This window comes from Tabrizicola sp. T74, assembly GCF_057219935.1.
Genome location: NZ_JBXVVT010000007.1, coordinates 34,963 through 52,250 on the forward strand (window position 1 = coordinate 34,963; position 17,288 = coordinate 52,250).

The 17,288-nt window shown below is 65.9% G+C and carries 20 protein-coding genes; 10 read left to right on the forward strand and 10 right to left on the reverse strand.

Annotation, left to right across the window (positions count from 1 at the left end; genetic code table 11):
* Positions 1-7: 7 nt before the first annotated feature.
* Entirely contained in the window at positions 8-1,297 is a 1,290-nt protein-coding gene (locus AC2EAL_RS19190; protein ID WP_484725842.1) for an O-acetylhomoserine aminocarboxypropyltransferase/cysteine synthase family protein, read from the reverse strand.
* Between the two features lie 218 nt (positions 1,298-1,515).
* Between AC2EAL_RS19190 and AC2EAL_RS19195 the strand changes: the two genes are divergently transcribed.
* The gene (locus AC2EAL_RS19195) at positions 1,516-1,929 is read left to right on the forward strand and encodes a VOC family protein (RefSeq protein WP_484725843.1); all 414 of its coding nucleotides are present in this window, start codon (positions 1,516-1,518) and stop codon (positions 1,927-1,929) included.
* A gap of 4 nt (positions 1,930-1,933) precedes the next feature.
* Positions 1,934-2,413 carry a riboflavin biosynthesis intermediates N-glycosidase gene (gene ybiA, locus AC2EAL_RS19200; protein WP_484725844.1) on the forward strand — a complete coding sequence of 160 codons (480 nt, stop codon included), beginning with the start codon at positions 1,934-1,936 and terminating at the stop codon, positions 2,411-2,413.
* Here ybiA and AC2EAL_RS19205 read toward each other — a convergent pair.
* Together AC2EAL_RS19205 and AC2EAL_RS19210 are read right to left on the reverse strand one after the other, a co-directional pair.
* Entirely contained in the window at positions 2,407-2,673 is a 267-nt protein-coding gene (locus tag AC2EAL_RS19205) for a Txe/YoeB family addiction module toxin (protein ID WP_484725845.1), read from the reverse strand. The two genes, ybiA and AC2EAL_RS19205, sit on opposite strands and share 7 nt — an antisense overlap.
* The gene (locus tag AC2EAL_RS19210) at positions 2,670-2,918 is read right to left on the reverse strand and encodes a type II toxin-antitoxin system Phd/YefM family antitoxin (protein WP_484725846.1); all 249 of its coding nucleotides are present in this window, start codon (positions 2,916-2,918) and stop codon (positions 2,670-2,672) included. The genes AC2EAL_RS19205 and AC2EAL_RS19210 overlap by 4 nt, the downstream gene beginning before the upstream one ends.
* A 159-nt stretch (positions 2,919-3,077) precedes the next feature.
* Here AC2EAL_RS19210 and AC2EAL_RS19215 point away from each other — a divergent pair, with 159 nt between their 5' ends.
* Positions 3,078-4,832: a monovalent cation:proton antiporter-2 (CPA2) family protein gene (locus tag AC2EAL_RS19215; protein WP_484725847.1), complete on the forward strand. Its 1,755-nt coding sequence runs from the start codon at positions 3,078-3,080 to the stop codon at positions 4,830-4,832.
* Here AC2EAL_RS19215 and AC2EAL_RS19220 read toward each other — a convergent pair.
* Positions 4,829-5,278 carry an acyl-CoA thioesterase gene (locus AC2EAL_RS19220; RefSeq protein WP_484725848.1) on the reverse strand — a complete coding sequence of 150 codons (450 nt, stop codon included), beginning with the start codon at positions 5,276-5,278 and terminating at the stop codon, positions 4,829-4,831. The genes AC2EAL_RS19215 and AC2EAL_RS19220 overlap by 4 nt on opposite strands.
* Positions 5,279-5,324: 46 nt before the next feature.
* Positions 5,325-5,798 (reverse strand): Lrp/AsnC family transcriptional regulator, encoded by a 474-nt coding sequence (locus AC2EAL_RS19225; RefSeq protein WP_484725849.1) that lies wholly within the window; start codon positions 5,796-5,798, stop codon positions 5,325-5,327.
* Positions 5,799-5,908: 110 nt separating this feature from the next.
* On the opposite strand from AC2EAL_RS19225, the gene phhA reads away from it, so the two are divergent.
* Both phhA and AC2EAL_RS19235 read left to right on the forward strand, forming a co-directional pair.
* Positions 5,909-6,694: a phenylalanine 4-monooxygenase gene (gene phhA, locus AC2EAL_RS19230; protein WP_484725850.1), complete on the forward strand. Its 786-nt coding sequence runs from the start codon at positions 5,909-5,911 to the stop codon at positions 6,692-6,694.
* Positions 6,694-7,017: a 4a-hydroxytetrahydrobiopterin dehydratase gene (locus AC2EAL_RS19235; protein WP_484725851.1), complete on the forward strand. Its 324-nt coding sequence runs from the start codon at positions 6,694-6,696 to the stop codon at positions 7,015-7,017. The genes phhA and AC2EAL_RS19235 overlap by 1 nt, the downstream gene beginning before the upstream one ends.
* On the opposite strand, the gene AC2EAL_RS19240 is transcribed toward AC2EAL_RS19235, so the two are convergent.
* Positions 7,014-7,466: an Lrp/AsnC family transcriptional regulator gene (locus tag AC2EAL_RS19240; protein WP_484725852.1), complete on the reverse strand. Its 453-nt coding sequence runs from the start codon at positions 7,464-7,466 to the stop codon at positions 7,014-7,016. The genes AC2EAL_RS19235 and AC2EAL_RS19240 overlap by 4 nt on opposite strands.
* Before the next feature lie 73 nt (positions 7,467-7,539).
* On the opposite strand from AC2EAL_RS19240, the gene AC2EAL_RS19245 reads away from it, so the two are divergent.
* Positions 7,540-8,139, forward strand: coding sequence for a LysE family translocator (locus tag AC2EAL_RS19245; protein WP_484725853.1), 600 nt, complete (start codon positions 7,540-7,542; stop codon positions 8,137-8,139).
* A 28-nt stretch (positions 8,140-8,167) separates the two neighbouring features.
* Here the strand turns inward: AC2EAL_RS19245 and AC2EAL_RS19250 are convergent, their stop codons facing one another.
* From AC2EAL_RS19250 to AC2EAL_RS19265, 4 genes are all read right to left on the reverse strand, one after another.
* The gene (locus tag AC2EAL_RS19250) at positions 8,168-9,136 is read right to left on the reverse strand and encodes a hypothetical protein (RefSeq protein ID WP_484725854.1); all 969 of its coding nucleotides are present in this window, start codon (positions 9,134-9,136) and stop codon (positions 8,168-8,170) included.
* On the reverse strand, positions 9,133-9,924 hold the full coding sequence (locus AC2EAL_RS19255) for a dimethylarginine dimethylaminohydrolase family protein (RefSeq protein WP_484725855.1): 792 nt from the start codon (positions 9,922-9,924) through the stop codon (positions 9,133-9,135). Before AC2EAL_RS19255 ends, AC2EAL_RS19250 begins: the two co-directional genes overlap by 4 nt.
* A gap of 60 nt (positions 9,925-9,984) precedes the next feature.
* Positions 9,985-10,968: a hypothetical protein gene (locus AC2EAL_RS19260; protein ID WP_484725856.1), complete on the reverse strand. Its 984-nt coding sequence runs from the start codon at positions 10,966-10,968 to the stop codon at positions 9,985-9,987.
* Between the two features lie 82 nt (positions 10,969-11,050).
* Positions 11,051-12,202 (reverse strand): alkaline phosphatase family protein, encoded by a 1,152-nt coding sequence (locus AC2EAL_RS19265; RefSeq protein WP_484725857.1) that lies wholly within the window; start codon positions 12,200-12,202, stop codon positions 11,051-11,053.
* A gap of 299 nt (positions 12,203-12,501) precedes the next feature.
* Between AC2EAL_RS19265 and AC2EAL_RS19270 the strand changes: the two genes are divergently transcribed.
* Genes AC2EAL_RS19270 through AC2EAL_RS19285 form a run of 4 tightly spaced genes read left to right on the forward strand, consistent with a single transcriptional unit; the run spans position 12,502 to position 17,287 of the window.
* Positions 12,502-12,858, forward strand: a complete 357-nt coding sequence (locus tag AC2EAL_RS19270) for a hypothetical protein (protein ID WP_484725858.1) — start codon at positions 12,502-12,504, stop codon at positions 12,856-12,858.
* 15 nt (positions 12,859-12,873) lie between these two features.
* Complete coding sequence (locus tag AC2EAL_RS19275) at positions 12,874-15,126, forward strand: glycosyltransferase family 2 protein (protein WP_484725859.1); 2,253 nt, start codon at positions 12,874-12,876, stop codon at positions 15,124-15,126.
* Positions 15,126-16,979, forward strand: coding sequence for a hypothetical protein (locus AC2EAL_RS19280; protein ID WP_484725860.1), 1,854 nt, complete (start codon positions 15,126-15,128; stop codon positions 16,977-16,979). The genes AC2EAL_RS19275 and AC2EAL_RS19280 overlap by 1 nt, the downstream gene beginning before the upstream one ends.
* The gene (locus AC2EAL_RS19285) at positions 16,976-17,287 is read left to right on the forward strand and encodes a hypothetical protein (RefSeq protein WP_484725861.1); all 312 of its coding nucleotides are present in this window, start codon (positions 16,976-16,978) and stop codon (positions 17,285-17,287) included. Before AC2EAL_RS19280 ends, AC2EAL_RS19285 begins: the two co-directional genes overlap by 4 nt.
* The last annotated feature ends 1 nt before the right edge of the window (position 17,288 follow it).

Consider the following 17,288-nt stretch of genomic DNA (forward strand, 5'->3'; position numbering starts at 1 on the left):
CCTTGCGTCAGGCCGTGGCCTTGGCCAGCGCCTGGTCAAGGTCGGCGATGATATCCTCGACGTTTTCGATCCCGATCGAGACCCGCACCACATCGGGCGCGGCCCCGGCCTTGATCTGCGCCTCTTCCGACAATTGCCGGTGCGTGGTCGAGGCCGAGTGGATGATCAGCGACCGCGTGTCGCCCAGGTTCGCCACGTGGCTGAAGAGCTTGACGTTGTCGATCAGCTTGACGCAGGCCGCATACCCGCCCTTGACGCTGAAGGTGAAGAGCGCCCCGGGGCCCTTGGGCGTGATCTTCTGGGCCAGGTGGTGGTAGGGCGAGGACTTGAGGCCTGGGTAGGTCACCTTGCCGATCCGAGGATCCTGCTCCAGCCATTCCGCCACGATCTGCGCGTTCTGCACGTGGCGGTCCATCCGCAGGGCCAGGGTCTCGATCCCCATCAGCGTGTAATGGGCGCCCTGCGGGTTCATCGTCATGCCAAGGTCACGCAGGCCGATGGCGATGGAGTGGAAGGTGAAGGCCATGTTGCCCAAGGTCGGATGGAAGACGAGGCCGTGGTAGGCGGGTTCGGGCTGGGAGAGGGAGGGGAACTTGTCGTCCTTGGACCAATCGAACCTGCCGGAATCGACCACGATCCCGCCGGTGACGGTGCCGTTCCCGGTCAAGTACTTGGTGGCCGAATGGACGACGAGGGTCGCGCCGTGTTCGATCGGGCGGCAGAGATACGGGCTGGCGGTCGTGTTGTCGACAATCAGCGGGATATGCGCCTGGTTCGCGACGCGGGCGATGGCGGGCAGGTCAGAGAGGGCTCCGCCCGGGTTGCAGATCGTCTCGCAGAAAAGCGCGCGGGTGTCGGGGTCGATGGCTGCCTCGATCGCCTTGGGGTCGTCGAAGTCGACGAACTTGGCCGACCAGCCGAACTTGCGGATGGTGTTGGAAAACTGCTGGATCGTGCCGCCGTAAAGCTTCGTGGAGGCGACGATGTTGTTGCCCGGGGCCATGATCGGGAACAGCGCCATGATCTGTGCGGCGTGTCCCGAGGAGCAGGCGATGCCGCCCGCGCCGCCTTCCAGAGCGACCACCCGGTTCGCCAGAGCCGACACTGTGGGGTTGGTCAGGCGGGAGTAGATGTATCCGATTTCCTGCAGGTTGAAGAGCTTGGCCGCGTGGTCGGCGTCGCGGAAAACGTAGGCGGTGGTCTGGTAGATCGGCACCTGCCGGGCGCCGGTGGCGGGGTCGGGCGCGGTGCCGGCGTGGATGGCAAGCGTCTCGAAGCCGAGGGGTCTGTCGGTCATGGTGTCCTCCCTTGTTTGGCGGGCAGGGTAGGGGGGAATGCGCGGGCTGGCAACCGGCTCGTGTCCACGCTGGACAGGCTTTGCCGGGATAGGAAAATCAATGGCTTGGGTGCGGGCGTTCAGGGAATGTTAATCTCTGGTCGCTGGGGCCGGAAGAAGGATCGTTGCGGCCCGTGACCTTGCGTGGTTGGATCGGCGGGCCCAAAGGAGTGCCCGCGATGCTGACGCCGTTCCACCTTGCCTATCACGTCACCAGCCTTGACGAGGCGCGCGCCTTCTATGGCGGGGTGCTGGGCTGCCGTGAGGGGCGGTCGACGGAGACCTGGGTTGATTTCGACTTTTTCGGCCATCAGATCAGCCTGCATCTTGGCGAGCCGCTCAAGACGACGAATACCGGACGCGTCGGCGACCACATGGTCCCGATGCCGCATCTGGGGCTGGTGCTGCACCTTCCGGATTGGCGCGCCTTGGCCGACCGGCTGACAGCAGCGGGGGTGGAGTTCGTCCTGCCGCCGCAGGTGCGGTTCGAGGGCCAGCCGGGGGAGCAATGGACGATGTTCTTCCGCGACCCGAGCGGCAACCCCATCGAGGTGAAGGGGTTCGCGCGGATGGAGGCGGTGTTCGAGGGGTGAGGGAATGTTCCCGACCGATACAGTATACTTCTACGCGCAGACCGATCCCTACGCAGAGTTCTCCAACTTTGCGCCTTACGGCGTTGCGATGGACGGTGTTTGGTGGCCGACGGTGGAACATTACTTCCAGGCGCAGAAGTTCCACGACGCCGAATACCGTGAGAAGATTCGCCGCTCTGGTCGTCCCAAGGAGGCAAAGGCGCTGGGGATGACCCGGCAGCTGCCACTACGTGCGGATTGGGAGGACGTGAAAGACGGAGTGATGCTGGGCGCGGTGCGGTCAAAATTTCAGGCCCATGCGAAGTTGGCGGAACTTCTTCTGTCCACCGGCGACCGGATGATCGTCGAGAATGCGCCAATGGATGGGTATTGGGGATGCGGACCGGACGGGTCTGGACTGAACAAGCTTGGCCACATCCTGATGCAAGTGCGGTCGGAACTGCGGCAGTCCGGAGCGACAGGATTAACGGCGACCGATCAGTAATGATACCGGCACTGGGCGATATCCAAGATCTGGTCGGCCCCTGACCCCGAGACGCGGTAGACCAGCCGGTGTTCGCTGGTGATGCGGCGGGACCACCAGCCGGTGAGGTCTCCCTTCAAGGGCTCGGGCTTGCCGGTGCCGGTGAAAGGGTGGCGGCGGCATTCCTCGATCAGGGTGTTGAGGCGCGCGAGGATGGTGGGGTCGGCAGATTGCCAGTGCAGGTAGTCGGCCCAGGCATGGGCGGCGAAGCGGAGTCTCACTCGATGGACCGCATCTCACCGCCGCCTGCGTCAAGCTCGGCGATGGCTTCGTGCAGGCGCTGTGCGTTCTTAGGCGAGGAGAGGAGGTGCAGCGTTTCCTGGATCGCGTCCCATTCGCCTTGGGCCACCATGACCACCGCTTCGCGGCCCGTGCGGGTGATGATCGCGGGATCGCGGTCCGCGACCACCCGGTCCATCGTGGAGGCGAGGTTGTTGCGGGCGTCGGTGTAGGTGAGGATGGTCATTGGGCTCTCCTTGCGCAGGGATATGTGCAGGATGCTGTACATGTCAAGGGTTGTGCATTGGTTAGGCGTCCGGTGCGCTGTAGCGCACCCTACGATGCGTTTTCGGTTGCGCTTCGGAGGCGGGCGGGAAACTCTGATCCTTCGGCAGGGAGGCTGCACATGGCGACGGAATCTGCAGGGGTTGATCTGGTTTCAGTGGTCACGCTTCTGGGCGCGGCGGTCGTTGCGGTGCCCATCTTCAAGCGGATCGGGCTGGGGTCGGTGCTGGGGTACCTCGCGGCGGGACTGGTGATCGGGCCGTTTGGCCTTGGGCTCTTTTCGGACCCGATGGCGATACTTCACGTGGCCGAGCTGGGCGTGGTGATGTTCCTGTTCATCATCGGGCTGGAGATGGAGCCGTCGAAGCTGTGGGCGATGCGGCGGGATATCCTGGGGCTGGGGCTGGTGCAGGTCCTGCTCTGTGTAGCGCTGCTGGGGCTGGTGGGTGTGGCGCTGGGCTATCCGTATGCGGGGTCGCTAGTGGCGGGGGCGGGGTTCACGCTGACTTCGACCGCCATCGTGATGCAGATGCTGCAGGAGCGGGGCGATATCTCTGCGCCGAAGGGGCAGCGGATCGTGTCGATCCTGCTCTTGGAGGACCTAGCCATCGTGCCATTGCTGGCATTGGTCGCATTCCTCGCGCCGGGGGGCGGGGAGGTCACCCTGATGGAGCGGGCGCAGGGGATCGGGATCGGATTGGCGGCGATTGCGGCGCTGGTCGTGGCTGGGGTTTACCTGCTGAACCCGATGTTCCGGTTGCTGGCCGCCAGCCGCGCGCGGGAGGTGATGACGGCGGCGGCGCTGCTGGTGGTGCTGGGCGCGGCGTTGTGGATGCAGCTCGGTGGGCTGTCGGCGGCGATGGGGGCGTTTCTGGCCGGGGTTCTGCTTTCCGAATCCAGCTTCCGGCATCAGCTGGAAACGGATGTGGAGCCGTTCCGGGGGATCCTGCTTGGGTTGTTCTTCCTGGCCGTTGGCATGGCGCTGGACCTGTCGGTGATCGCGGACAACTGGCAGCTGATCGCGGTCAGCGTGGTGTCGCTTATGGTGTTGAAATCGCTGATCATCTACGTCGTTGCGCGGGTGAACAAGGCGTCCCATGCCGAGGCGCTGGAGCGGACGGTGCTGATGGCGCAGGGCGGCGAGTTCGCCTTTGTCCTCTATTCGGCGGCGCTGGCAGTGGGGCTTCTGAGTGCGACGGATGCGGCGATCCTGAATGCGATCGTCATTGTCTCGATGGTGCTGACGCCGGTGATGGTGATCCTGCATGACCGCACGAAGCCTGCGCCGAAGGTGTCACTTGATGACGTTGAGGCACCCGAGGGGCTGTCGGGACAGGTGCTGGTCGTGGGCTTCGGACGGTTCGGGCAGATCGCCTGTCAGCCGCTTCTGGCGCGGCGGATCGCGGTCAACATCATCGACGACGATGCCGAGATGATCCGGGCGGCAGAGACCTTCGGCTTCAAGGTCTGGTTCGGCGATGGTACGCGGCTGGACATCCTGAAGGCGGCGGGCGCTGACACGGCGCGGGCGGTGCTGATTGCCACCGACAAGAAGGAAACGACCACGAAGATCGCCAAGCTGGTGAAGGACGAGTTCCCGAATGCCGTGGTGTTGGCCCGCGCCTGGGACCGGGCGCATGCGCTGGAGCTGATCCGCGAGGGCGTCGACCACCAGATGCGCGAGGTGTTCCACTCGGCCCTGGCGCTCGGCAGCGAGGCGCTGGAGGTGCTGGGGGTGGACCCCGACGATATCGGGGCGATCCAGGAGGGCATCCTACGGCGCGACGCGGAGCGGCTGGCCCTGCAGATGACTGGCGACATCTATTCGGGCAAGAGCCTGATCATCGGCAACGCGGAGCACACGGTGCGGACTTAAGGCGCGCCGACGGCGCGGCGCTCGGCCGGGTCGGGCGGGGTCATCAGGCTTTCCAGCTTGGCTTTCACCTCGGGCGGCCAGGGCATCGAGGTGTGCTTGTCGAGCCAGGAGGCCGCGAGGACCTGTTCCACCGACCAGCGGTGCTCGTCGCCGCAATGGATGGTGTGGTGGAGCCGGACCGAGGACTTGCCGACCTTGAGGATGGTGATCCGGAAGGTCAGCTTGTCGCCGAAGAACGAGGGTTTGGAGAAATCGCAGCTGAGGTGCACGGTGGGGGTGCCCCAGCGTTCGTTCCAGATGATCTCGTGCCAGGGCCAGCCGATATGGGCCCAGAACTCCTCGACCACGCCGTTCAGGATATTGAGGTAGGCCGGGTAATAGGCGGTGCCCGAGATGTCGCAATCGCCGAAATGCAGCATGCGGTCGGTGGTGTAGCAGACGGTCATCGTGGTCCCCCCTTTTGGCCGCAGGGTGCCGGGTTTCGCCCGCTTGTCAATCCAGCGGCACGGCGGTGGTGTACTTGGTCTGGCGCAGGACGAAATGGGTGGTGGAGGAGCGGACGACGCCAAGTGCCAGGAGGTCGTGCATCAGGAAGCGCTCCAGATCTTCCGGGTCGCGTGCCATGACCTTGATCATGTAGTCGTCGGCCCCGGTGATCGTGGCGCATTCGACGATGCGGTCGTGCCTTTGGGTGAAATCGTCAAGCTTGCGTATGGTGGCCTCGGAATGGTCGATCAGCGACAGGTGGATGTAGGCGAGCGTTGGCATCCCCACCTTGCGGCGGTCGAGAAGGGCGACCTCGGCCCGGATCACTCCGGCATCCTTCAGCGCCTTGACGCGGCGCCAGCAGGGCGAGGTGGACATGCCGGCGATGTCGGCAAGGTCCTGGACCGAGAGCGTGCTGTCGCGCTGGAGGGCGGTGAGGATGCGGCGGTCGGTGTCGTCCAGCGGGAAATCGGGTTTCATTTCATTGCGCCTTTGCGGAATGGCTTGCCCCGATTGTGCCAGATTGGCCGCAGAAAGAAACGGAATTCCGGCAGAATGGGGCAAACTGGAAAGGCACAAGGAGGTGGGCCATGACCAGCTATGCCGCGAAGACCCCGGATGCGGCGGGGTATATCGACTATACCGGGGAAGAGGACGCGGTTTGGCGCGATCTGGTCGCCCGCCAGTGGCCGATGGTGCAGCGCCATGCCGCGCAGCCCTATCTGAAGGGGCTGGAGGTGCTGGACATGCCGCGCACCCGCGTGCCGCAATGCCCGGACCTGTCGCGCAAGCTGCGGGAGTTGACAGGATGGCAGGTGGTGCCGGTTCCGGCGCTGATTTCCTTCGGGCGGTTCTTCGGGATGCTGGCGGAACGCAGTTTCCCCGCCGCCAGCTTCATCCGCTCGCGGCGCGACTTCGACTACATCGAGGAGCCGGACATCTTTCATGAGATCTTCGGGCACACGCCCCTGCTGACCGATCCGCGCTTTGCGGGATTCTCGCAGGCCATTGGGCAGGCGGGGCTGCGGGCCGGGAAAGAGGACTATGCCTGGCTGATCCGGCTCTACTGGTTTTCCATCGAGTTCGGGCTGACCGTGGAGAACGGCGAGACGAAGACCCTGGGCTCTGGGCTGGCGTCGTCGCCGTCGGAACTGCTGTGGTCGGTGAGCGGCGAGCCGGAGCTGCGGCCCTTCGACGTGATCGACATCCTGCGCACGCCCTACCGGATCGACATCCACCAGCCGGTCTACTTCGTGATTGAGACGCTGGATGACCTGTTCGCCGCCGCTGACCGCGACCTTCTTGTCGATGTGGCGACGGCCCGGCGGCTGGGGCAGCACGCCCCGAAGTATCCGCCAAAGCTGGAGAGCGCCTGATGACCGAGGTCTGCCTGCCCTGTTCCGAAGCCACGCCTCGCCTGTCCGACCACGACTGCAAGGCCCGGATGGCCGGGCTGCATCCCGACTGGGTGCTGGATGCGGCGGCGGCCAGCCTCACCCGCAGCTTCGCCTTCAAGGGCTTTGCCAAGCCCGTGCAGCTGGCCAACCTCTGCGCCTGGTATGCCGAGAAGACCGGGCATCACCCCGACGTGGCCTTTGGCTGGGGCTATGTCCGCGTCACCTACACCACGCACGAAATCAGGGGGCTGTCCGAGGTGGATTTCGTCACTGCCGCGGGGCTGGACCTGCTGCTCGCCTAGGCGCGATCGTCCTTGGGGCTGCCCATCACGACGAAGGTGGTGATGGCGCGGACCTGCGGCAGAGTGCCGAGGACGTCGGTGTGCCAGTGCTTGTAGGCCGCAAGGTCGGCGCATTCGACGCGGAGGAGGTATTCCACGGTGCCGGTGATGTTGTGACACTCCCGCACTTCCGGCGCGCGGGAAGCGGCGCGTTCGAAGGCCTCTTGCGCGGCCTTGGTGTGGCTGCCGAGGCCCACGGTGACATAGGCCACAAAGCCGATGCCGAGCTTGGCGGGGTCGAGGACGGCGCGGTAGGATTTGATGATCCCGGCCTTTTCCAGCGCCTGGACGCGGCGGAGGCAGGCGGAGGGCGACAGGCCCACGCGGTCGGCGAGCGCGAGGTTGGGCTGGCGGGCGTCGCGGGTCAGCTCGCGCAATATCCGGTGGTCGATGTCGTCAAGCTTCGTCATTTGTTGCGAATGATGCGCTGTAGGTCGCATCTTTGCAATCCTTCACCGTCAAGTGCGCTGCAGGATTGCGGGCATGACATATGACCTGTTCCTTGCCCTTCTGGGTTTCGCCTTCGTCACCTCGGTCACGCCGGGGCCGAACAACATGATGCTGCTGGCGTCAGGCGTGAACTTCGGCTTTCGTCGGACGCTGCCGCACATGCTGGGGATCAGCATCGGCCATGCGCTGATGGTGTTCCTGGTGGGGTTGGGGCTGGCGGGGGTGTTCAAGGCCTGGCCGCTGGCGCTGACGGTGCTGAAGGTCTTGGCGGTGGCCTACATGCTGTGGCTGGCCTGGAAGATCGCCCATGCGGGCGCGCCGGGCGAGGGGCGGGCAAAGCCGCAGCCGATGACCTTTCTGCAGGCGGCGGCGTTCCAGTGGGTGAACCCGAAGGCCTGGGCGATGGCGCTGGGGGCGGTGTCGGCCTATGTGGTGGAGCCTTCGGTCTGGGCTTATGCCGGGGTGGCGGGGGCCTTTGCCTGCGTGAACCTGCCCTCGGTGTCGGTCTGGGCGGGCATGGGCCAGGCGGTGCGGCGCTGGCTGGACGGGCCGGGGCGCCTCAAGGCGTTCAACTGGACGATGGCGGGGCTTCTGGTGCTGTCCTTGTGGCCGGTGGTGACGCTGGAGATGTGAGGCTTGTGGCGCGCCATGAATGCGCACCCTACCGGACCCAGAGACCTTCGCGCTTCAGCGTGTTGCGGATCATCTGTTCGCGGCGGGGCAGGTTTGCCCGGTCGAAGAGTGCGCGGGCCTGGGCGCCTTCGCCCTGGATGAGCATCCGCTTGAACTGCCCCCACTGGCGGAGGTCGGGACGGAGTTGGTCAGCGAGGCTTTCCAGCACCTCGACCACGCGGTCGCTTTCGCGGGCATAAAGGAGGGGGAGCGTGCGGTAGTGGCAGGTGGCGTCGCCGTCCAGCGCGGACAAGTCCGGCCCGGGGCGGCCACCGCCGAAGGAGTGGATGACGAGGGGCAGCGTGATTTGGTCGAGCCAGGGGTAAAGCTCCTGGCAGACCAGTTCCTCGGGCGGGTTGGCGCGGATCTCCTTGGCCCAGGCCAGGAAGCGGTTGCCGAAGGCGCGGGGGCTTTCGTGGAAAAACCAGCCCGCGTTGAAGTAGAGGAAGCGCTGCCAGTAGTCGTCGGGGTAGGTCGGGTCGAGCGAGCTTTCGAAGTCGAGATCGAAACGGTCGTAGAGGGACTTCCAGGTCTGGGTTAGGGTCGGGCCGTAAAGCTCGGCCTTGGGCCAGGTGCCTTCGCGCCGCATCGAGGCGGAGGGCCGGGAGAAGTCGAAGGGGATCTGCGACAGGGGGCCGGTCACCAGCGTGTCGGTGTCGAGAAACAGGAACGGCGCGTCGGGGAGGGCCGCCAGGGCCTCGATCTTGTTGCCGTGCGGATAGTCGCTGCCGAAGGCGCGGGTTTCAAAGGGCAGGATCTGCGCGCCGAGGCTCGTAAGCGTCTTGCGGGTGCGGTCGGAGATCCGGGGGTCGTCCTGCCACTTTGGCCCGGGTTGCGGTTCGGCGATGAAGAGGCTGCCGGTGAAGCCGGGGTCGGAGTGACGGAGCGAGGCGGCAAGGAGGATCGCCTCATGTTCCAGGCGGCCGGATTGGGCCACGGCGAGGATGTTGAAGCTCATGACGGGGTGAAGCGGAGCGAGAGGCAGGACATGCCGCCGTCGAGTTTGGCGCATTCGGAGTTGCCGATCTCGCGCACGGTGAAGCCAGCGGCGGCGATGGCGTCGCGGGTGCGGGGGAAGCCTGCGGGCATCAGGACAAGATCGTTGAAGCGGATGGTGTTGGCGGCGGCTTCCTCGCCCTCGGGGACGTCGATCACGGTGTAGCCGGTGAAGCAACCGGAGGCGGAGAGGCGTTTGGTGGAGAGGATGGTGTCTGCGTCGAGGAGCGAACAGTCGGTCTTGAAGTGGAGGACGCCGGGGGGCGTGTGAACCTCGCGCACCCGGTGGCCCCAGGGGGTGACGAGGCGGGTCAGCTCGGCGATGCCGGCGGCGTTGGTGCGGGCGGAGCGGCCGACGAGGATTTCGCGTTCGGTCACCAGGATATCGCCGCCTTCGATGAAGTTGGCGGGCTCGGTTATGGCGACGACCTCGCGGTAGAGCGCCCGAAGGTGCGGGGCCATCTCGGCGGCCTCGCCCAGGCGGGAGGGCGCGCCGGGGCGCATGATGACGGCGCCTTGGGGGAGGCAGAGCGCGGTGTCCTCGACGAAGACAGAGTCGGGGTAGGCGTCGAGGGGTGGGAGTTCGATGACCGTCGCACCGGTTTCCCGCAGGGTGGCGATGTAGGCGGCGTGGTGGGCTTGCATCCGGCCAAGATCCGGGGTGCCGGTGTCGACGGCGCGGAGGCCGCGGGTGATCGAGGCTGCGGGCGCCCTGGTGATCGCATGGGTGAAACGGGTGGAGACGGACATGACCTGCGCGCGCCGAGGGGATGCCTTTGTGTGACATCACGAGACGGGCTTCGCAAGCCGCTATCCCCCCCAGGGCAGGGTCAGCGCGGGGTGGAAAAGCCAGCGCCACCAGGCGTGGTCCAGGAACTGTCCGGCGAGGATCAGGAAGGACAGCGGCAGGGTGATGCCCATGGCCAGCCCATACCAGAGCGCCGTCAGGAGGCGGGATCTGGCGCGGGCGGGCATCGCGGCTTCGGTCGCCTGGGCACCGTCCCAGAGGCCGGGTTTCAGGCCCGCAGCACGGGGGGCGGCGGTGGCATAGGCGCGGGCTGCAAGGCTGCGCAGCGTCCAGGTGGCAAGGAACGCGACTGCGGCAAGGGCAAGGGTGATTTGACCTTTCAGCGCCGTGGCGTCCTCGGGCGCCAAGTCCTGCACCCAGGGCGCCCAGTCGGTTGCCGTGGTGATCAGGCCGCGGGCGGCGGCGAAGGGCAGGGCGGCGAGGGTTGTCAGGGCCATCAGCGCCGGGACGCGCCAACCGGCATGGGCGAGGAGCGAGCGGAGGCGGCGGAGCTCGAACGCGGCAGAGAGGCGATCCTCGGCGGCGAGATGGGCGAGGGCGAAGGGCAGGGCGGGCAGGATGAGGGCGGCGAGGAGGGCCCCGAACAGGAAGACCGAGGGGCCGACGAAGGCCTGTTCATAACCCTTGTTGAACGAGTTTTCCCACCCCGCCCACCAGGCGCCAAGCCACAGAAGCGTGAAGGGCAGCGTCCAGGCCAGCAGGGCGGTCAGGGCGATGACCCCGCCGCGGATGTTGGCGGCGAGACCGCCGAGGGCGCGGGCAAGGCGGCCCCGTTCGCGGGGACCGATAAGCCAGCCGGGGGCTTCCTCGGCGCTGCCGAAGCGGTCGCGGGCGAGATGGCCTTGGCGGCGGGTCAGCCAGCCGAGCGCGATCACGGCCGTCACTGGGCCGGTGCAGAGAAGCGTGCCGATTGCGCTGTCGAGGATCAGGCGACCGAAGCGGGCAAGACGGCCAGGGGCATAGGCGGGTCGGGGGAGCGTGGTCATGGCAGCCGGTCCGGGCGGGATCCGAGTTTTCGCAGAAAACTCGTGGTTACGATTTTTCTACGAAAAATCAGTGGAGTGGAGGTCACAGGAAAGCCCCCTCGATGGCGGTGCCTTCGGCGCGGTCCGCGCGGAAGCCCATGGCGGCGGCGATGGTGGGGGCGATGGCGGACTGGTCGATGGGCTTGTCGACGGTGCCCTTGCCGATGCCGGGGCCGAACAGCACGGCCCAGGTTTCATGCGCGGACCGCGAGTTGAAATGGTGCTGGAACGGCACCTCGGCCAAGGGGTTCGCGTCGCGGCCGCAGTCGGGGGTGATCACGAAGATGGTGTTGTCGCGGTAGAAGGGGCTCGCATCGGCGGCGCTGACCAGACGCTGCAGGCCCTCGTCGATGATGGCGATGGCACGGGTATAGTGGCTGGGGTTGCCCCAGTGGACATAGTCGGGGTCCTGGTAGTTCACCATCAGGAAGCGGGGTTTCAGTTCCGCCATGGCGCGGACCGAAAGCTCGGTCAGAAGCCGGTCGCCGCGGGGGTTCTTGAAGCCGGTGTCGCCATAGGCCTGCCGCCAGCGCGCCCAGAAGGCGGTAACCTCGGGCGAGGGGTCGGGCGTTGCCCCGCGCGGGTCCTTGGTCAGAAGCTCTTGGCGTTCGGCCCGAATGGCAAGCAGCTGATCTTCCGGCAGGCGACCTTCGGCCAGTTGCATGGCGGTGCGGTACAGCTTGTAGCGGTGCAGGGACAGCATCTCGGACCGGTAATCGACGCCGAAGTGATCGCCCGCGCCGAAGGTGAAGAACTCTTCCTGCGGGCGGTCTTCGCCGTTGACGAGCAGGACCTGATGCGAGGGGATGTCGAAGCTGGTGCGCAAATACTCAAACAGGGTGGGTTCGGTCGGTTCCAGCCGATCCTCAAGAAACTCCACAGATGCATCGCGATAGGCGAGGTAACGACCGGTCAACAGGTTCAGCGTGCCTTCGGCGTGGGAGGTGTTCACGCCCTCCAGCCGGTCGATGCGCAGGTCGGGGATGAAGGTGCCGCGGGGTGCCAGGACATGGCGGAGGTAGGGCGCCCAGGTCGCGGCCTCATCAATCGTCTCTGCCCGCCGGACGCCGCCGCCGAAGCGGACGAGGATGACATTCGGGCCACGATAGGCTGGGGATTGCGACAGGGCCGCGTGCGGTGCCACCAGACCTGCGGCAAGGCCAAGGGTCGAGAGGGTGAACTGACGGCGATCCATCACGGCCTCACATTTGTTAATAGGATTAACATTACACGAATCGACCGGGCTGGGCGAGAGTTTTCTTCGCTGACTTGCAGAGCGTCAGCCCGTCGAAGCCCGCCTGTGCTGCGGAACGCGCCGGGTGCGGACCCTTGCTATCGGAAGATGTGTCGGCGCGATTGTTTTCTAGCGCCGCCAAGTTCCGCCGCATTCGGGTCGCAGTGTTTCCTGAATTGTATGAACCACTGTTGCGGCATGATTGACGTCGAGTCCTGACGATTATACGTAAACATGCGAATATAAGAATGGAGAAAGTCGTGAAGAAGATTGTTGGCCGGTTCCTGATGTCGCTGGGAGCCGCTACTATCGCCCCGACGGTAGTCCTGGCCCAGGAGGGCAGTGGTGTATCGATTTCCGATGTTTGTTCGAAACCCGAGTATGCCGAGCAGAGCGCCAAGCTTTGGGCGCATGTCCAAGAGGCCGACAAGACCGAGGTCTACATCGCCTATCTGGAAGCCTGCGGTTCCTCGACCCTGACGGCGGAGTATGCCGCGATCGCCCGCGAGATCGTGGTGCAGCGTACGGCAAACTACGTCAACATGCCAGCCAATGTGGAGCGGATCGTCTGGGAAGACAACGACCCGAACGGGTTCATGTCGGTCTACGTTTACTGATCCCAGCAGGCTGTGGTGCAAGAAGAGCAAGACATTGGGCGGAAGCATGACCTGCTTCCGCCCTTTGCATCGGCAGAAGGCGTCGACGCGCGCGAAGCGGCCGACGACTACCTTGATTTTCTGTCTCTGATCGACCGCGCCGAGGCCACGGGCGCGGATGACTGGGTGCAATGGGCCGACCGCGAGGCGGCGAAGCGCTATCCCAAGGACATGGAACTGGTCGCGCGCTGGATGCTGCACGAAACGATCCGAGGCCAGACCGGGATTGTCCGGACGCTGCGGGCGGTCTTGTCCAGCCTGTCCGCCGACGAGCGTCGGAAGCCCACGATCCTGGACGCGCTGGCGCGGGCCGATTTCCTTTTGGGGCACTTCGACGCGGGGGCCGAGCGGCTGGCCGAGCTGGTCGATTGTGCGCCCGATCATGATACCGCGCGGGTCGAGGCGGCCCAGCTGCGCGGTCTGGTCGCCGCGGGGCGGCTGGACGAGGCGCTGGTCCTTGCCCGGGGAAAGGCCCGATCGGTTGACGCCGATCTGAGCCGGGCGATGGCCGAGACCTTCCAGGCCGCCAGCGCCCATGCCGAGCTATGCGCCCAGATCGCGGCGGCGGGCGGCATGGCGACCTTGACCGAAGCCCCGATGGCCGCATCCTACCTGTCCGCGCTGGAGGCAACCGGGCGGCTGGACGACTGTCTGGTTGAAGGGATGGCCTTCCTGGAGCGCGTTCCGGCCAGTGCGAACGTGGTGCAGCTGATCCGCTATGTCGCGATCCGGCTGGACCGGCTGGCTGAAGTCACGCCCTGGCTACATCGCTGTGCCGAGGCGCTGGCGGGGCGACCGGAAGCCCTGGAGCTGCGGGCGCTGGCGGCGCTGGATGCCGATGACTACCGGACGGCCTGGGACTGTCTGGCCCAGCTTGGCGACCCGGCGGGCGAGGCGGCGATCCGCCTGCGGCTGGGGATTGCGACGACGGACCCGTCCTGTTCCCGCAAGGTGGCGCGGCAGGCCTATCGGGCCTATCGCGGGCTTGGGGTCCAGCATGCCGGACCCGAGATGCAGTTCGGCAGCTATCTGCTGAACGCCGCGCGCCGTCCTGCCGACCTGGCCGAGGCCTTGTCCGTGGTCCGCACCGGCCTGCCGCTGGCGAAGGGCAATCCCTATTTCCACCGGCTGTACCTGTCGCTCTTGATCGCCTGCGGGCAGTCCGCTGCGGCGAGGGCGCATCTGGAGAGCTTGCCCGAAGGCCTGCACAATTCGCGCCTGGTGCGAGAGGTCGAGTTCAGCTTTCGCCAGGCCGCGGGCGACCATGACGGGGTGCGGAAAGCCTGGGTCGACCATGCCAGGCATGGCGGCTACCGGGTGTTCTCGGCCGAGACCGCTCCGGCGTATCCGGCGGTTCCAGGGCGGGTGCCGCAGGGTCGCGTCGTCGTCTTTGCGGTGGTCTTCAACGGCATCGATTATCTGCAGCCCTTCCTGGCCCACTACCGTGCGCTGGGGGTCGAGGGGTTCGTCATCGTCGACAACGGGTCGACCGATGGCACCCGCGAGGCGCTGGCGGAGGCGGCCGATGTGGTGCTGTACGACCAGCCCGGCAGTTTTCGCGCCTCGGCGCACGGCGTGGCCTGGATCAACCCACTGATCCAGGAGCACGCGCAAGGTCGCTGGGCGCTGTTTGTCGACATCGATGAGCACCTGGTGTTCCCGGGCATCGACCAGGGCCGCAAGCTGGCCGATCTGGTCGACTTTGCCGAAAGCCAGGGCGCGGGCTGTTTCCCGTCCTACATGCTGGACATGTTCGCAAGCCCGGCATCCGCCCGCGAAGGCTTTGGCGGGCACCGCTATTTCGACCGCACCTATGTCAGCTTCCCCTCGGTCCTGCCGCCCTACCGGATGGTGCAGGGCGGCGTGCGGGGACGGTTCACCGGGCGGCAGTTCCTGATCACGAAGTCGCCCCTGGTGCGGGTCGATCCCGATGTGGTGTTTCTAGAGAACAACCACCTGCACACGCATCTGCCACCTTGCGACGTGACGACGGCGCTGCTCCACTACAAGTTCGTCGGCGACGCAAAGGCGCGCTTCGTCGAGGCCGTGGAGCGGGGCGAACATTTTCTGGGCGGGCGGTTCTACCGCGACATGCTGGCCCAGCTGAAAGGCAATGGAATCAGGCGGGGCCTCTGGGCCCGGACCTACAGGTGCGACAGGCAGCTGACCCGGATGGGGCTGCTGACCACGTCGCCGGCCTGGGAAACGTGGAAGGGTTCGGGGCAGTGATGACGGACTTCAAGGAAATCCTGGTCCTTGGCGCTGGGCGGTCGGGGTCGAACCTCTTGTGCTCGATCCTGCGCAGCATCGAGGGCAATGCCGGTTTCTTCGAAATCATGAAGAACGATTCCTGCGTCGGGCTTCGATACGTTCCCAAGGTGTCCGGGTCCATCTATGCCGCCTTCGGCCCGGCGACGGCCGAGGACGATCCCGCCCTGATTGCGGCGCGCGACGCCGATCCGCCGGCATTCTTCGACGCGCTGTCCGCCGCAACGCGGGCCGCCGGGTTCAGTTCGATGTCCTGCAAGATCTTCGGCAACCAGATCAGCATCCCGCACCTTGACCGCATCCTGGCCCGGCCGAACCTTGGCGTGATCTTCCTGTCGCGCAGCCGGATCGACCGGTTCATCTCGGGAATGAAGGGGCATCTGACGCAGGCATATGTGAAGCAGGACTATACCGAGCTGCGCCCCGAGCTGAACGTGCAGCGTTTCCTGCGCCAAGCCTTCGAGATCGACCAGCAGTACGATGCCATGCTCGACAGTGTCATCAAGAGCGGCGTTCGCTTTGGTTATCTGGGCTATGACGAGGACCTGGACATTGCCGCAGATCAGCGCGGCGACCGGATCCGCGCCGTGCTGGAGCAGATCGGGTGTTCGGAGGCCAGCTTCAACCCGAACTCGGAAGGGTGGCTGGCCAAGCAGGACAAGAACGACAACTGGCGCGGCAAGGTGTCGAACGCCTTCGACGCGGCCGCCGCCCTGGCGGGCCTGGGGCTGCTGGCCTATGCAGAGGGCGCGCCGCTGGACGACCGACCGTTGCGAAAGCCTGCCATGGCCGCGCAGGCTGTGCCCCCGAGGGACGACAGTCTGCTGGACCAGGGCGGCTACAACTTCGCGGTGTCCACCGATCCGGTCATCACCTTTACCGCCATCCAGTACGGCCGGTCCTTCATGGCCGAGTGGATGGCAGGGCCAGACCCGGCGTTCGGCAGACGGCGCGGCGTGCACTTCCTTAAGCCGACCTGGACAATGGAGACGACCGACCTGCGTCCCTTGGCCGAGACCCTGCATCGGGCCGAGGCCTGCAATCCGGGCCACAGCTTCGTGGCGATGCACGTCTCGGACCGCGAGGCGCAGAAGTACCGCGAGGTCGGAGTTGCGTCTGTCCCGGGCAATCCGAACCTCTTCACCAACGAAGCCCACTTCGTAGGCGACTCCGAGCCGCACCCCGATGTGCCCGACAGCGAAGCGGTCTACGTCGCGCGCCTGGCCCCGTGGAAGCAGCATGAGCTTGCCGCACAGTTGCAAGACCCGCTGTTCGTCTATGGCGACCCTGGCGATCCGTCCGAAGCCGAGCAGTTCGAGCGGCTGCGGGGCAAGTTCCCGCTGGGGTCCTTCATCAATCACCGGCTTGGCCGCGGGCGGTACCACTATCTGGGGCGGCAAGAGCTGGCGTCTGTCATGGCACGGACACGGGTTGCCCTGGCCTTGAGCAGCGAGGAAGGCTGCATGCGGGCCTCGGTCGAGTGTCTGCTGGCGGGCCTGCCCATCGTCTCGGTCCCCTCGATCGGTGGGCGCGAGCTTCTGTTCACCATTGACACCGCGCTGATTGTCGAACCGACGCCGGACGCGGTGCGTGCAGGGGTTGATGCGATGCTGGCCCGAGGCATTGGGCGTGACGAGGTGCGCCGTCAGACACTGGACCGTGTCCGCGCAGAGCGGCAGCGCTTTCTTGAGGCGGCGAATCGTCAGATCGCCAGCAAGCTTGGCCCGCTTGCGCCAAGACTGAAGATGGAGCCGCTTCTCGATTTTACCATCCGCTATGTTCCCCTGCGCAAGATGATCGAGGGCCTGGCATGATCGCATTCTATAGCCCCGAAGGCACCGCTTTGCGCGCCTTGCAGCCGTCGCGCAGCGCAATTGCCGCAATCTGGTATCAGGCCGTCCACGATGGGCGCGGCGACTGGGTGGACTGGGTGCGGGACGAACTTGCCAGCCATCTTGGCGATGCCGATCTGGCGGCGATGCGCTTTGTCGAGGCGGCCATCAATGGCGAGGTCAAGCGCGCACAGCAGCTGTGGACCGTACTCGGCTCATTCCCCGTCTCAGGACGGGACAGCAACTTCGTCCGGGCCGCCCGCGAAATGCGCGCGTCGCTGCCGTTCTGAT

Coding starts and splice junctions, on each gene's coding strand:
- ybiA (WP_484725844.1), top strand. CDS start 1,934: ATGTTCCCGACCGATACAGTATACTTCTACGCGCAGACCGATCCCTAC.
- AC2EAL_RS19215 (WP_484725847.1), top strand. CDS start 3,078: ATGGCGACGGAATCTGCAGGGGTTGATCTGGTTTCAGTGGTCACGCTT.
- AC2EAL_RS19255 (WP_484725855.1), bottom strand. CDS start 9,924: ATGTCCGTCTCCACCCGTTTCACCCATGCGATCACCAGGGCGCCCGCA.
- AC2EAL_RS19235 (WP_484725851.1), top strand. CDS start 6,694: ATGACCGAGGTCTGCCTGCCCTGTTCCGAAGCCACGCCTCGCCTGTCC.
- AC2EAL_RS19240 (WP_484725852.1), bottom strand. CDS start 7,466: ATGACGAAGCTTGACGACATCGACCACCGGATATTGCGCGAGCTGACC.
- AC2EAL_RS19195 (WP_484725843.1), top strand. CDS start 1,516: ATGCTGACGCCGTTCCACCTTGCCTATCACGTCACCAGCCTTGACGAG.
- AC2EAL_RS19250 (WP_484725854.1), bottom strand. CDS start 9,136: ATGAGCTTCAACATCCTCGCCGTGGCCCAATCCGGCCGCCTGGAACAT.
- AC2EAL_RS19220 (WP_484725848.1), bottom strand. CDS start 5,278: ATGACCGTCTGCTACACCACCGACCGCATGCTGCATTTCGGCGATTGC.
- phhA (WP_484725850.1), top strand. CDS start 5,909: ATGACCAGCTATGCCGCGAAGACCCCGGATGCGGCGGGGTATATCGAC.
- AC2EAL_RS19265 (WP_484725857.1), bottom strand. CDS start 12,202: ATGGATCGCCGTCAGTTCACCCTCTCGACCCTTGGCCTTGCCGCAGGT.
- AC2EAL_RS19280 (WP_484725860.1), top strand. CDS start 15,126: ATGACGGACTTCAAGGAAATCCTGGTCCTTGGCGCTGGGCGGTCGGGG.
- AC2EAL_RS19285 (WP_484725861.1), top strand. CDS start 16,976: ATGATCGCATTCTATAGCCCCGAAGGCACCGCTTTGCGCGCCTTGCAG.
- AC2EAL_RS19260 (WP_484725856.1), bottom strand. CDS start 10,968: ATGACCACGCTCCCCCGACCCGCCTATGCCCCTGGCCGTCTTGCCCGC.
- AC2EAL_RS19210 (WP_484725846.1), bottom strand. CDS start 2,918: ATGACCATCCTCACCTACACCGACGCCCGCAACAACCTCGCCTCCACG.
- AC2EAL_RS19245 (WP_484725853.1), top strand. CDS start 7,540: ATGACATATGACCTGTTCCTTGCCCTTCTGGGTTTCGCCTTCGTCACC.
- AC2EAL_RS19190 (WP_484725842.1), bottom strand. CDS start 1,297: ATGACCGACAGACCCCTCGGCTTCGAGACGCTTGCCATCCACGCCGGC.
- AC2EAL_RS19225 (WP_484725849.1), bottom strand. CDS start 5,798: ATGAAACCCGATTTCCCGCTGGACGACACCGACCGCCGCATCCTCACC.